This window comes from Lacrimispora struthionigena (assembly GCF_048627165.1).
GTDB lineage: Bacteria > Bacillota > Clostridia > Lachnospirales > Lachnospiraceae > Lacrimispora.
Map to the genome: position 1 here is coordinate 1,024,905 of NZ_JBMBWP010000001.1, position 14,861 is coordinate 1,039,765.

At 43.6% G+C, this 14,861-nt stretch carries 12 protein-coding genes; all 12 read left to right on the forward strand.

Annotation, left to right across the window (positions count from 1 at the left end; translation table 11 throughout):
* Positions 1-57 precede the first annotated feature (57 nt).
* The 12 genes from ACOAOT_RS04730 to ACOAOT_RS04785 all read left to right on the forward strand — a co-directional run bounded on the left by ACOAOT_RS04730 (position 58) and on the right by ACOAOT_RS04785 (position 14,860).
* Positions 58-903: a tyrosine-protein phosphatase gene (locus ACOAOT_RS04730; RefSeq protein WP_420215920.1), complete on the forward strand. Its 846-nt coding sequence runs from the start codon at positions 58-60 to the stop codon at positions 901-903.
* A 25-nt stretch (positions 904-928) separates the two neighbouring features.
* On the forward strand, positions 929-1,774 hold the full coding sequence (locus ACOAOT_RS04735; protein ID WP_420215921.1) for a YitT family protein: 846 nt from the start codon (positions 929-931) through the stop codon (positions 1,772-1,774).
* A 135-nt stretch (positions 1,775-1,909) separates the two neighbouring features.
* On the forward strand, positions 1,910-2,494 hold the full coding sequence (locus tag ACOAOT_RS04740; RefSeq protein ID WP_420215922.1) for a hypothetical protein: 585 nt from the start codon (positions 1,910-1,912) through the stop codon (positions 2,492-2,494).
* Positions 2,495-2,767: 273 nt separating this feature from the next.
* Positions 2,768-4,213, forward strand: a complete 1,446-nt coding sequence (locus ACOAOT_RS04745) for an acyl-CoA carboxylase subunit beta (RefSeq protein WP_420215923.1) — start codon at positions 2,768-2,770, stop codon at positions 4,211-4,213.
* Positions 4,214-4,230: 17 nt separating this feature from the next.
* The gene (locus ACOAOT_RS04750) at positions 4,231-5,013 is read left to right on the forward strand and encodes an OadG family protein (RefSeq protein ID WP_420215924.1); all 783 of its coding nucleotides are present in this window, start codon (positions 4,231-4,233) and stop codon (positions 5,011-5,013) included.
* 19 nt (positions 5,014-5,032) lie between these two features.
* Positions 5,033-5,404 carry a biotin/lipoyl-containing protein gene (locus ACOAOT_RS04755; protein WP_420215925.1) on the forward strand — a complete coding sequence of 124 codons (372 nt, stop codon included), beginning with the start codon at positions 5,033-5,035 and terminating at the stop codon, positions 5,402-5,404.
* Positions 5,405-5,460: 56 nt separating this feature from the next.
* Complete coding sequence (locus tag ACOAOT_RS04760; RefSeq protein WP_420215926.1) at positions 5,461-6,609, forward strand: sodium ion-translocating decarboxylase subunit beta; 1,149 nt, start codon at positions 5,461-5,463, stop codon at positions 6,607-6,609.
* A gap of 42 nt (positions 6,610-6,651) precedes the next feature.
* Positions 6,652-8,064, forward strand: a complete 1,413-nt coding sequence (locus tag ACOAOT_RS04765) for an oxaloacetate decarboxylase subunit alpha (RefSeq protein WP_420215927.1) — start codon at positions 6,652-6,654, stop codon at positions 8,062-8,064.
* A 172-nt stretch (positions 8,065-8,236) separates the two neighbouring features.
* Positions 8,237-9,967, forward strand: coding sequence for an ABC transporter ATP-binding protein (locus ACOAOT_RS04770; protein WP_420215928.1), 1,731 nt, complete (start codon positions 8,237-8,239; stop codon positions 9,965-9,967).
* Complete coding sequence (locus ACOAOT_RS04775; protein ID WP_420215929.1) at positions 9,964-11,820, forward strand: ABC transporter ATP-binding protein; 1,857 nt, start codon at positions 9,964-9,966, stop codon at positions 11,818-11,820. The genes ACOAOT_RS04770 and ACOAOT_RS04775 overlap by 4 nt, the downstream gene beginning before the upstream one ends.
* A 23-nt stretch (positions 11,821-11,843) precedes the next feature.
* Positions 11,844-12,293 (forward strand): MarR family winged helix-turn-helix transcriptional regulator, encoded by a 450-nt coding sequence (locus tag ACOAOT_RS04780; RefSeq protein WP_420215930.1) that lies wholly within the window; start codon positions 11,844-11,846, stop codon positions 12,291-12,293.
* Positions 12,294-12,502: 209 nt separating this feature from the next.
* Complete coding sequence (locus ACOAOT_RS04785) at positions 12,503-14,860, forward strand: dockerin type I domain-containing protein (RefSeq protein WP_420215931.1); 2,358 nt, start codon at positions 12,503-12,505, stop codon at positions 14,858-14,860.
* Position 14,861 lies beyond the last annotated feature (1 nt).

Genomic DNA, 14,861 nt, shown 5'->3' on the forward strand with positions numbered 1-14,861 from the left:
ATACAATTCCTTTTTATGAGAGATATGCTGCAAAAGGAATGGGAGGAAATAATAAAAATGAATGAGAAAAATACCGGTTTCGTGGGAAGAATAAAGCTTGAAAAGCTTCATAATACCAGAGATTTAGGTGGATTAAAGACTGAGGAGGGGAAGATGATACTGCCAGGCAGGCTGATCAGGAGTGGTACCCTTTACGAGGCAACCGGAGAGGATATCCGGATATTATCCGACCGCTGCGGTCTTGGAACAGTGATTGATTTTAGAACGGCAACGGAAAGAAAACAAAAGCCGGATCCTGATATGCCCGGAGTCCGTAATATATTCAATCCCATTCTGGATGAAAAGACAGTGGGAATCACCTTTGAAGAGGAAGAACAAGAGGCAGAGGAAGGGGAACCAGATGCAATAAAATCAATCCTTCTCCATGCCTCTTCCTTAGGTGGAAAACCGGAAACATATGTGGACAGGCTTTACGAGGATCTGGTTTTAAATGACCATGCTGCAGATTCTTATTCCCGTTTTTTTGATCTTTTGCTGGAAGCAGATGACAGAGCTGTTTTATGGCACTGCACGGCCGGAAAGGACCGGGTAGGAGTTGGCACTGCCCTTCTTCTGACTGCCCTGGGGGTACAGCGGGAAACCATAATAAAGGATTTCGTAAAAACCAATGATTATGTAATAACCCAGGTAAACCAGACCTGTTCTCTGATTGAACAGCAGACGGGGGACAAGAGTCTTGCAGACTGCGTCCGTGTATTATTTACTGTTTCAGAGGCCTATATTCTCCGTGCATTTTCTGCCATCGAACAGTCATATGGAACCATAGACCATTACCTGTCAGAGCGGCTCTTCGTAACTCCGGAAAAAAGGAATGAGCTGAGAGCAAAATTTTTAGCACAATAAGAACTTGAAAGGAAGTTACTGAAGTATGAATTTAAAAAAAATAGCGACGGTGCTGGCAGGAAACACCGTATATGCACTTGCTGTTTCCCTGTTTATTCTTCCAAATGGACTGATTACAGGAGGTACCACAGGTCTCGCTTTAGTAGCCCATGCAAAACTTGGAATTCCCATAGCTCTTTTTATAGGAGTTTTTAATATTATTATGTTTGTTGCAGGTGCTTTCGTACTGGGAAAGGCATTCGCCCTGACAACCATGATCAGTACATTCTATTATCCCTTTATTCTGGGGGTATTTGAGAAGCTGTCCGGCAATATGGTCATTACCCAGGACCGTATGCTTGCCACTGTATTTTCCGGTCTTTTAATTGGTGCCGGCATTGGGATGGTGATACGGGCCGGTGCTTCTACCGGAGGAATGGATATCCCTCCGCTCATATTGAATAAGAAGTGGAATCTGTCGATTTCCCAGACCATGTCGGTTTTTGACTGCCTGATTCTGCTTTCCCAAATGATTTTCTCCAATATGGAGCAGATTCTTTACGGAATTCTTCTTGTTCTTTTATACACAATGGTTCTTGATAAAGTTCTTATGACTGGCCGTAATCAGATGCAGGTAAAGGTCATAAGTAAAAAGTATGACCAGATCAGTCAGGAGATACAGCGGCGTATGGACAGAGGGACAACCTTACTTGCCAGTGAAGGAGGACATTTAAGAGAATCCTCCTTTGCTGTTCTTACTGTAATATCAGGGAGGCAGCTGCCCAAACTCAATGACCTGGTTCTTGAAATTGATCCCAATGCCTTTATGATTATTAATCAGGTTACAGAGGTGCGTGGAAGAGGCTTTACGCTTCATAAAGAATATAAATAATTAAAAATGCGGACAAATATCTTACGGAAAAATGACTAAGGTTTACGGTTTTGGGAACTCTATTGACTTCCAATCTTTACCGGTGCTATACTGTGCCCGAAGCAGTAAATGGACGCAGGGAGGAACGAAAAAAAGATGCTCAGGAAAAGATTCGGTATCGTTTGTTTTATCATTGCACTGGCTGTGTTTTTTATAGCTGGCTGCGGGAAAAAGGGTGAATCTGCCGCAGGCACAGGCGCTGGGCAGATAACTGAATCAGAGGCTGCGGACAGTAATATGAAAAAGTCCGTATCGGAAAGCAGCACAGAAGAAGCGGTTTCATCAGAAGATGGGGAACCGGATTCACTTATGAAAGATCAGGAAGAGACGCAGGCTGACGAGACCTATGGGGGACCGGGAAAGCAGGCGGAAGCCTTTGCGGAAAAAATACAGGAAGCAGTTTCGGATAAAAATTTAGAAGAACTGGCAGAACTGATTGCCTATCCATGCGTGTTTATTAACGGGGATCAGGAAACAATTATTTTAAAAAAGCAGGAAGATTTATTAAAGCTGAATCCGGATATGGTATTTGGGGATGACTTAATGGTATCAATCGCCAAGGTTGACACAGCTACCTTAAAGAAATCGGACGTAGGAATCGTGATGGGAGAGGGTCCATCAAGGATTGTATTCCAGGAAACAGCAGATGGCAGCATTGGAATTACGGAAATGAAGGAATAGCATTGTATACAACATACAAAAACATTCGACAAAATTATACAAAATGCCGGAAAATTTTACAGGAATCGATATTATGCCAACGAAAATTAGGAGCAAGAGACAATGGATTGTAAGAAATCCATAGTTTTTTGCTCTTTTTTTACTAAAAAGAACTTGAAATAAGTTGAAATTAATTATACAATTATAATTGGCAGAAATTGGTGTTATTATATAGACTCATCGTTGTTTTTTTAACGGAGGCTATGCAAATATTACAAAATGGAGGATTGCAAAATGAGTAATTCAACACAAACATCAGCAAGTAATCGAATTCACGCTTTGCTTGATGAAAACAGTTTTGTTGAAGTCGGCGGCTATGTAACAGCCAGAAGCACAGACTTTAACATGACAGCAAGAGAAACTCCTTCTGACGGTGTTGTTACCGGCTATGGAACCATTGGAGGCTGCCTTGTGTATGTTTACAGTCAGGACTCAACTGTTTTCGGCGGGGCTGTAGGAGAGATGCATGCTAAAAAAATCACAAGACTTTATGCCATGGCAATGAAAATGGGAGCACCGGTAATCGGTCTGATAGACTGTGCCGGATTAAGACTTCAGGAGGCAACAGATGCCTTAAACGGCTTTGGTGAAATTTATATGAGCCAGACTTTAGCATCAGGAGTAGTTCCGCAGATTACAGCGATTTTTGGCACCTGCGGCGGTGGAATGGCTGTTTCTGCAGCTATGTCAGATTTTACTTTTATGGAAGGAAAGTCTGCAAAGCTGTTTGTTAATTCACCCAATGCCATTCAGGATAACTATACAGAAAAATTAAATACCGCTTCCGCAAGCTTTCAGAGCAGAGAAGCAGGACTGGTAGATTTTATCGGAGAGGAAGAAGAGATTTTTGATCATATCAGAACTCTTGTCACGATTTTACCTGCCAATAGCGAGGATGACATGTCTTACGACGAGTGCACGGATGATTTAAACCGCGTATGCTCCGATTTAGCAAACTATGTTGGTGATACGAAAATTGCGCTCACACAGATTTCTGATAATCATTTCTTTATGGAGACCGGAAAAGAATATGGCTCCTCTATGGTTACCGGCTTTATCCGTTTAAACGGAATCACTGTGGGCTGCGTTGCCAATCGAACAGAATCCTATGACGAGAGTGGATTAAAAACCATGACCTGTGAAGCAAAATTAACGGGACAAGGCTGTGAGAAGGCTGCAGAGTTTGTTGGTTTCTGTGATGCTTTTGATATCCCCCTTCTCACCCTGGTGAACGTAACCGGATATGAGAGCACAACCGGATCTGAAAAAACCATTGCAAAAGCAGCTGCAAAGCTCACTTATGCATTTGCCAATGCAACAGTTCCGAAAGTGACCGTTGTAGTTGGTCAGGCACTGGGAAGCGCTTACCTGACCATGAACAGCAAATCCATTGGTGCTGATATTGTATATGCATGGCCGGAAGCATCCATAGGAATGATGGATCCGGTTCAGGCAGCAAAAATCATGTATGCAGATGAGATTGCAAAGGGAGAGGCAGTGATGGAGGAGAAGGCCGAAAGCTACCGGGCTCTTCAGTCCAGCGCACTTTCTGCAGCAAAAAGAGGATATGTTGATGACATCATCGATGCCAGTGAAACCAGAGCCAGAGTAATCGCTGCATTTGAGATGTTATTCACAAAGAGAGAGGATCGTCCGGCGAAAAAACATGGCACGATATAGAATGAGGTGACAGGCATATGAAATTAAATTTGAAACGAGCAGTAGTGGGTCTTACTATGGCAGTCTGCCTCTTTTCATTATCTGCATGCGGTGCTGCCAGTAATAAGTCCGAAGGCATTGATGCTGATATGAAGGCGCAGCTTGAGCAGATTCCCGTCGCCTCGTATCTGGAGCTGTACACCGGTCTTGAGGACAAAGATACCGAGCAGATGCGAAAGAGCCTGACGAAAAAGGATGAGGTGGCTGCGTTAGCAGAGGGAATCGATTCCTGGAATAATGTGAAGGGTGATTTAGGCGGTTTCGTTAAAGCTTCTGATTCTTTGAAATTAGAAGAAAGTAAGGACGGATTTACTGCTACGGTGGATACCGTATTTGAAAAGAGAAACATGGAGTTTACCGTAACCTTTGACCATAAGCTTTCCAAGATTACCGGTGTGGCGTTTATTCCAGAATACACCATAGGTGAAAAGATGGAAAAAGCCGGTTTTAATACACTGATGGGTATGGGAACAGTATTTGTGGTTTTAATATTTATCAGTCTGCTGATTGGTGGATTCCGCTATATCAGCATATTTGAAGAGAAGCTGCTTAATAAACAAAAAGGATCAAATACAAAGGCGGTTGTTGAAGCTGAACCGGTATTTACCGAACCCCTCGCAGAGGAAGACGAGCTGAAGGATGATCTGGAACTGGCAGCTGTAATAACAGCAGCAATTGCAGCATCTGAAGGAGTATCACCAAGCGGCCTTGTTGTTCGTTCCATTAAACGTGCAGCAGCCGGTAATTGGAAAAAAGCATAAAATCAGGAGGATTGTCATCATGAAAAATTATAAAATTACAGTGAATGGTAATGTTTACGATGTAACCGTAGAAGAAACAACAGGTACAGCCGCAGCAGTATCTGCTCCGGCAGCGGTTTCCGCACCGGTTAAAGCACCAGCTCCGGCACCTAAAACTGCAGCAAAAGGACCGGAAGGTTCCGTAAAAGTAACTGCACCAATGCCAGGCAAGATTCTTGGCGTTAAGGTTAGCGCAGGACAGTCTGTGAAAAAAGGCGAAGTTCTTCTTGTTCTGGAAGCCATGAAGATGGAGAACGAAATCGTAGCACCTTCCGATGGAACAATTGCAAGCGTTCAGGCAGCAGTGGGTGATTCCGTAGAAGCAGGCGCAACTTTGGCTACATTAAACTAGTACGGAAAGATCCGCTATCACAATAAATAGCGCGGATTCCTTATGGAGGGATTAACATGAATTATATTAGTAATACATTCACCAATCTTCTTCAGCAGACCGCATTCTTCAACCTGACTGCAGGTAACATGCTTATGATCCTGGTCGCTTTTCTGTTTTTATATCTGGCGATTAGAAAAGGATTTGAGCCACTGCTTCTGGTGCCGATTTCTTTTGGTATGCTGTTGGTAAATATCTATCCGGATATTATGAAAGAAGTTGGAGCGGATGGTGCCGGCGGCGGACTGCTGCAATATTTCTTTAAATTGGATGAATGGGGGATTCTTCCTCCACTTATCTTCATGGGTGTAGGAGCTATGACAGACTTTGGCCCGCTCATTGCAAACCCTAAGAGCTTTCTGTTGGGAGCGGCTGCCCAGTTCGGTATTTATACCGCATATTTTCTGGCTATCTTTTTGGGATTTAGTGATAAAGCAGCTGCAGCGATCTCCATTATCGGAGGCGCAGATGGCCCTACCTCTATATTCCTGGCAAGTAAACTGGGAATGACATCTTTGATGGGACCCATTGCGGTCGCGGCATATTCCTATATGGCTCTGGTTCCGATTATACAGCCACCCATTATGAAGCTTCTTACTACAGAGAAAGAGCGCAAGATTAAGATGGAACAGCTTCGTCCGGTATCCAGACTTGAGAGAATTTTGTTCCCAATCATTGTAACAACTGTTGTATGTATGATTTTACCGACAACTGCTCCTTTGGTTGGTATGCTGATGCTGGGAAATTTATTTAAAGAGTCTGGCGTGGTAAAGCAATTAACAGAGACAGCTTCCAATGCATTGATGTATATTGTTGTTATCCTTTTAGGTACATCAGTAGGTGCAACCACCAGCGCAGAAGCATTCTTAAATTCCAATACGCTGAAAATAGTCTTCCTGGGACTGGTTGCATTTTCCTTTGGAACAGCTGCAGGTGTTTTATTCGGTAAGCTTATGTGTAAAGTAACAGGAGGCAAAGTGAATCCGCTCATCGGTTCCGCTGGTGTATCCGCAGTTCCCATGTCAGCCCGTGTATCCCAGAAAGTCGGAGCAGAGGCTGATCCAACCAACTTCCTGCTGATGCATGCCATGGGACCAAACGTAGCCGGTGTTATCGGTACTGCAGTTGCAGCCGGTACATTCATGGCTATCTTCGGAGTGAAATAATCGAAAAGCAAAGTAAATGAACAATAACCAGGAGGTAAGAAAATGGCAGATATAGAAAAAAAGCCGGTTAAGATTGTAGAGACAGTTCTTCGTGATGCTCATCAGTCTTTGCTTGCTACAAGAATGACAACTGAGCAGATGCTTCCCATCGTGGGGAAGATGGACCAGGTTGGCTATTATGCAGTTGAATGCTGGGGCGGTGCTACCTTTGATTCATGCCTGCGCTTCTTAAAAGAAGATCCCTGGATGAGACTGAGAAAATTAAGAGACGGATTTAAGAATACAAAGCTGCAGATGCTGTTCCGCGGACAGAATATTCTGGGATACAATCATTATGCTGATGATGTAGTGGAATATTTTGTTCAGAAATCCATATCAAACGGTATTGATATCATTCGTATTTTTGACTGTCTCAATGATATGCGTAATTTACAGACTGCAGTAACAGCCTGTAATAAGGAAAAGGGTCATGCTCAGGTTGCATTAAGCTATACACTGGGTGATTCCTATACTCTGGATTACTGGAAAGACATTGCGAAAAGAATTGAGGATATGGGTGCAGATTCCATCTGCATTAAGGATATGGCCGGACTTTTAACTCCGTATAATGCGGATGAGCTGGTTCGTGCATTAAAGGAGTCAACCAAACTTCCTATCGACCTTCATACCCATTATACATCCGGTGTTGCTTCCATGACCTATTTAAAGGCAGTAGAAGCAGGCTGCGATATTATTGACACAGCAATGTCACCTCTGGCATTAGGTACCAGCCAGCCAGCAACTGAAGTAATGGTAGAAACCTTCCGTGGAACACCATATGACACAGGATATGATCAGAACCTGCTGGCTGAAATTGCAGCTCATTTCCAGCCGATCAGGGATGAGGCATTAAAGAGCGGCCGGTTAAATCCCAAAGTGCTTGGTGTGGATATTAAGACACTCCAGTATCAGGTGCCAGGCGGTATGCTTTCCAACCTTGTTAGCCAGTTAAAGGAAGCAGGGCAGGAAGATAAATATTTACAGGTATTAGAAGAGGTTCCAAGAGTAAGAGCTGACTTTGGTGAGCCACCTCTGGTTACTCCATCTTCCCAGATTGTGGGAACTCAGGCTGTATTAAACGTGATCAGCGGTGAGCGTTATAAGATGGTAACCAAGGAGACCAAAAAAATCCTTATGGGTGAGTTCGGACAGACAGTAAAACCCTTTAATCCAGAAGTACAGAAAAAGATCATTGGTGATGAAAAACCAATTACCTGCCGTCCGGCTGACTTAATCGCACCACAGCTTCCTCAGTTTGAGAAAGAATGTGCACAGTGGAAACAGCAGGATGAAGATGTTCTGTCCTATGCTCTGTTCCCAAGTGTTGCTAAGGAATTCTTTGAATACCGTGCAGCGCAGCAGACAGGTGTGGATTCCACTCTGGCTGACAAACAGAATAAGACTTATCCGGTTTAATAAACCAGATTTAGAATCAGGCTTCGGAGTTCCCTGCAACAGGGACTCCAGGCCTGATTTTTTTGGAAAAATGGAGTGATTTCATTGACATTCCCATAGAAGAGAATATAATAGTTGTATAGTCAATAGTTGCAAATACAATTATTGTAATAATCAATGTGGAGAAGAAAAAATGAATAATCTGCTGCATTATGCCAGGAAGTACAAAAAAGAATTGATTCTTGCAATTATCTGCATCGAGGCCGAGACCGTATTTGAACTGATCATACCAATGATTATGGCAGATATTATTGATGTGGGAGTTGCAACCGGCAACAAAAGTTATATTTTAATGAAGGGAGGACAGATGATTGCCTTCGCAGCAGTTGCTCTTTTACTGGGGCATGCCTGCGCACGTTTTACAGCAATCTGTGGAAATGGAATTGGTGCGGAGATCCGTAAAGCAGAATTTCAGAAGATGCAGACCTATTCTTTTGCCAATACAGACCGATTCAGCACATCTTCCCTGGTAACAAGACTCACCAGTGACGTTACCACCATTCAGAATTCCATAACCAATGGGATGCGACCCGGATTTCGATCCCCAGTGATGATGCTGACCGCTTTGGTGGTATCTTTCCGGCTGAATGCCCGCCTGGCAATGGTATTTTTTATTGCTGCCCCTCTGCTAGCGGTAATCTTATTTTTTATTATTAAGAATGTAAGACCCCTTTATGGGAAAATGCAGGGCGCCATGGATTTAGTAAACCGTGCCATACAGGAGAACTTAAGAGCAATTCGTGTGGTAAAGGCATATGTACGGGGGGAATATGAGACAGAAAAATTCGGAGAGGTCAATACATATTTAAGGAACACCTCCGAACACTCCTTCTCACTGGCAGCTCTCAACATGCCTGCCATGCAGTTTGTTATGTACGGAACCATTTTAAGCATTCTCTGGTTTGGCGGGAATCTTGTAATTGGAGAACATATGAAGGTGGGTGCCCTGACCAGCTTTTTAAGTTATGTGCTTCAGGTGCTGAATTCTCTTATGATGTTTTCCAATGTGTTCCTTTTGTTTACCAGATCCTTGACTTCCTGGAGAAGAATTTCAGAAGTTCTTGTAGAAGAGCCTGAAATCCGTGATGATCGTGCAACTGACATTGAGATTACCAGGGGAGGTATACAGTTTGATCATGTATATTTCAAATACAGGGAGACTGCAAAAGAATATGTGCTATCTGATATATCCTTTCAGATATTACCTGGCCAGACTGTAGGAATTATCGGACAGACCGGTGCTGCAAAAAGCACGCTGGTTCAGCTGATCCAGCGGTTGTATGAGATAAACTCCGGAGAGATTCTAATAGATGGGCAGCCGATTTATCAGTATACCCAGGATCATTTAAGAGAAGCCATTGGTATGGTATTACAGAAAAACACATTGTTTTCAGGAACAGTGAAAGAAAACCTCTGCTGGGGAAAGGAGACTGCTTCCGACGAAGAGATTAAAGAAGCATGCCGGATTGCCTGTGTGGACGAATTCATTGACCGTCTGGATGCCGGGCTTGATACAGTCCTTGGACAGGGAGGCGTGAACCTTTCCGGCGGGCAGAAACAGAGGCTGTGCATAGCAAGGGCAATCTTAAAAAAACCCAGAATTCTCATTCTGGATGACTCAACCAGTGCGCTTGATACAGCTACAGAGCAAAAGATCAATGACGGTTTAAAGGATGCGCTTCCTGATATGACCAAAATTATAATCAGCCAGAGAATTTCTTCCGTTTCTCATGGAGACCAGATTATTATCTTAGATGACGGAAAGGTGAATGCAGTCGGTACCCATGATGAACTTTTAAGCCATAATGAAATATATCGGGATATCTTCGAATCCCAGCAGAAAGGAGGGGGGCTTTTGGCATGAAACAGACAGGACGTGCAAGACCAAAGGATGCAAAAAAGACCCTTTTCCATCTTTTAAAGTATATTGGGCATTACAGAATTTCCATTTTAATTATAGCAGTTCTGGTATGTATCAGTGCATTTTCGGGTATTATGGGAACCTATCTTTTAAAACCGGTGATTAACAACTATATTCTGCCAGGGGACATTCCAGGCCTCATCCGCATGATTTTTATTATGGGCGGAATCTATCTGGCAGGAGCACTTTCCTGTCTGATTTACAGCAGAATGATGGTTCATGTATCCCAGCAGGTAGTGAGTGAGATCCGAATGGATTTATTCCGCCATACACAAAAGCTTCCTCTCGTTTATTTTGATACCCATACCCATGGAGAACTGATGAGCCATTTTACCAATGATGTGGATACCATATCGGAAGCGTTAAATAACAGCTTTACCCTGCTGATTCAAAGTTTCATTACTTCAACAGGAACTATCATCATGCTGTTGATCCTGGATGTGCGTCTTTCCATGATTGTTGTTTTCTTTCTTGTGGTTATGCTTCTCTATATCCGGCACAACGGAAAGATAAGTAAGAACTATTTTGCAAAGCAGCAGAGGAATCTGGGAAGCATCAACGGGTTTGTAGAAGAAATGGTAGAAGGGCAGAAAGAGGAAAAGATTTTCCGCCATGAGAAACAGGATTTTGAAAAGTTCTGTGAATTAAATGAAGCACTCCGGCTTTCCGCTACCAAGGCATCCATTTATACAGGAATTACAGTACCTACAATTGTTGCACTATCTTATTTTAACTATGCAGTCTCTGCCTGTGTGGGAGGTCTGTTTGCAATCGCCGGGCTGATTAACCTGGGTACTCTGGCCTCTTATCTGGTTTATGTAAGACAAAGCGCCATGCCCATGAACCAGTTTACCATGCAGATTAATTTCCTGATGGTAGCTCTGGCAAGTGCAGAGAAGATCTTTCTGATGATGGAAGAAGAGCAGGAAGTAGATGAGGGAGATGTGACACTTGTAAAAGCCCAGGAAGGGGATCATGGAGTTTTAATGGAGTCCCAGACTTATACAGGGCGCTTTGCATGGAAGGTGCCAGATGACAAAGAAGGATACCGGCTGATCCCCCTGGAGGGAGATGTCCGTTTTCATGATGTGGTTTTTGGCTATAATCCAGAACATTCCATATTAAATGGAATTACTTTATACGCAAAGCCAGGTCAGAAAATAGCGTTTGTGGGATCTACAGGAGCGGGAAAAACCACCATCATTAATCTGGTCAACCGGTTTTATGAATTAAGCGGAGGACAGATTACCTATGATGGAATTGACATTCGGCAGATTAAAAAGGATGACTTAAGGCAATCTATTTCACTCATTGTGCAGGATACACATTTATTTACTGGTTCCATTGCCGATAATATCAGATATGGAAGACTGAATGCGACGGAGGAAGATGTGCGGGAGGCTGCAAGAATTGCCAATGCAGATTCTTTTATCAGAAGACTTCCTGCCGGATATGATACACTCCTTGAAAATGATGGAAGTAATTTATCCCAGGGACAAAGACAGTTAATTGCCATTGCCAGAGCAGCCATCTCCCGTCCACCTGTACTGGCCATGGATGAGGCCACCAGTTCCATTGATACCCGTACGGAAAAGCTGATTGAGAAAGGGATGGATACGCTGATGAAAGGGCGGACCGTATTTGTTATTGCCCACAGACTTTCAACCGTTCGGAATTCTCATGCGATTTTAGTGCTGGAGCGGGGAGAGATTATTGAACGTGGTAATCATGAAGAACTTCTTGAAGAGCAGGGAAAGTATTATCAGCTCTATACAGGCCAGTTTGAATTGGAATAAATTAAGAAAGAAGGAGGCAGATTGTGAAGAAACAAAGTATCAGGGAATTGATGGTGCGGGGTGAAAAAGCAAGAAAACAGATTTTTTTTCCTCTGCTGTCTGATTTAGGACTGACGCCCGGTCAGGGCCAGGCAAAAATATTGTACCATCTTCAGCAGGAGGATCGTATTACCCAGAAAGAACTGGCAGACCGATGCAGAATCGATGCAGCAGCAATGTCCAGAAACATCGATAAGCTGGAAGGACTGGGGCTTCTTGTACGGGAAAGCAATCCCGACTGCAGAAGATCCTTTTCCATCTGCCTGACAGAAAAGGGATATAAGGAAGCGATGGAGATACGGAAAGTATTTGAGCAGTTCGAGGAGATTGTCAGCGAGGGAATCTCTCAGGCGGATATTGATGTATTTTACAGAGTCATGGAGAAAATGTGTGTCAATCTGGAGCGTTATAATGACAGAGGAAGTGAAGAATAGCGGGATTGATTTTCAGGCGGCGGAGTGCTTATGCATTCCGCTGTTTTTTACTATGGATAAAATGAAAGATTTTCTTACAAATATTTCCAATTAGTTGAAGATTAACTGATTGTGTTGACACATGGTAGCATTTGTCATTATAATAAAATAATGTATGATTTACATATAACTGGTAATGAAAATACTTAAGGGTATTATGGGAGAAACAGATGAGAAAGTATAAAAAAGCTGGCAGGATGGCAGCACTTCTTGCCAGTGTTCTGGTGATCGATTCTTTTATAGGACCGATTTCGCCTTACATAGATACGTATGCTTATACGAATAAGTCGGCGACGGTGAATGCTTCAACACTGAATGTGAGAAGCGGACCGGGAACTTCCTATTCAATCGTTACAAAACTGACCAATGGTGCAGCTGTCACTGTGGTCAATGAAAAGAACGGATCGGATGGAACCCTCTGGTATGAGATACGCTTTAACAATTCCAATGGACAAACCGTGTCAGGCTACGTTACAAAAAGCTATTTAAAATTTGCCGCAGTTTACACCAGCAGTGCTGATTTTGAGTCAAGACTGTCTGCGCAGGGGTTTCCTGAAAGCTATAAGGCGCGCTTAAGGGCGCTTCATGCCCAGTACCCTAATTGGGTGTTTACTGCACAGAAAACCAATATAGACTGGAATACTGCAGTAAAGGAAGAGAGTCTGGTAGGAAAGACACTGGTACATACAAACAGTATGTCTTCCTGGAAATCCACGGAAACCGGTGCTTACGACTGGAACAACAGTACCTGGGTAGGATTTGACGGAAGCAGCTGGGTTACTGCATCAGAGGATATTGTAAAGTATTATATGGATCCCAGGAATTTCCTGGACGAAACCAATGTATTTCAGTTTTTAACACATACCTATGACAGTAACAAGCATACAATGGAAGGATTAAATACCATGGTTAAGGGGACCTTCCTGTCAGGAGGTACCGTTAATACAGATACGTCCCAGTCAGGCGGAACCACCTCGACAGAGAGTGGTACGTCTACGAATTCAGGTAATTCCTCAGGTCCCGGTGCCAATGTTGGTCCTGGCGGAAAAACCGAAACACAGGGTTCTTCTTCCGGCAATGTAAGCCAGGAATCACCCCATGCATCCATCACACCCAACCATGCGTATGTTCTTATGGATTATGGGCCCGGAGCAAGTCTTACCGGACCTTCTGCTTCTGCGCCTTCTACTGGGACTACCACTGGAAGCGGTGCTTATGCCAGTATGATTATGAATGCAGCCACGCAGTCCGGGGTTAATCCTTATGTTCTGGCAGCGATGATTATTCAGGAGCAGGGTTCTGCAGGTACCGGCAAAAGTATTTCCGGCACAGAATCAGGCTATGCCGGGTTTTACAATTTCTTTAACATTGAAGCTTATCAGTCTGGAAACATGACTGCGGTGCAAAGAGGATTATGGTGGGCGTCTCAGGCAGGTAATTATGAACGTCCGTGGAATTCGCCGGAAAAATCAATTTTAGGCGGCGCATTATATTATGGTAATAACTACGTAAAAGTTGGGCAGGATACATTTTATCTGAAGAAATTTAATGTACAGGGGGCGAATCTGTATAAACATCAGTATATGACCAATGTGCAGGGTGCAGCATCTGAAGCTGCGGTGTATTCAAAAGCTTATAATAATGATATGAAACAGACCGCTTTGGAATTTAAAATTCCGGTTTACAACAATATGCCTGAAAATCCCTGCAGCCAGCCAACTGGTGATGGTAATCCAAATAACAAGCTTTCAGGTCTTAGTGTAGATGGATTTGTTATGACACCAAGCTTTGACCGGGATACAAAAGAATATAATCTGATTGTGGATTCTGGTGTGACCAGTATTAAAGTGAATGCTTCTGCACTGTATTCCGCTTCTAACGTAAGCGGAACCGGGACTATTGCACTTCAAAATGGTAATAATGATATTAAGGTTTCCGTTACTGCCCAGAACGGTAATGTGAGGGAGTATATTCTTCATGTAGTCAGACAGGCAAACGGACCGACCTATAATTCCGGAAGCAGTACTCCAAGTAACCCCGGTTCTACCGGCAGCAACAGCTCTTCCGGCAGCAACAGTTCTTCCGGCAGTAACAGTTCTTCCGGCAGCAGGGGACCAGGAGCTTCTAATTCATCCTCAGAAACCAATGCAGGAACACCCGGTGGCAGCAACATTACCATAGCACCCGAAGGATCCTCCAATATATCGGTACAGGCATCTACCGGGGCTTCACAGGGACCGGGAAGTCCTGCACAGACGCAGGCACAAACCCAGGCACAGACCCAGGCACAAACACAGCCTGCCCAGACCCAGACACAGTCAACCTCTGCAAACACCGCCTCAAAAGGGAGTGGTGATGTAAACGGTGACGGAAAAGTGAACAGTCTGGATGTATTAAAGCTGCAAAGATATCTTCTGGGTCTGGAACATCTGTCAGATGCTGGAAAAGCAGCAGCGGATTTAAATGGTGACGGAAAAGTAAATTCCCAGGATCTTCTTCTGCTGCAGAAGAAAGTACTTGGAATGTAAG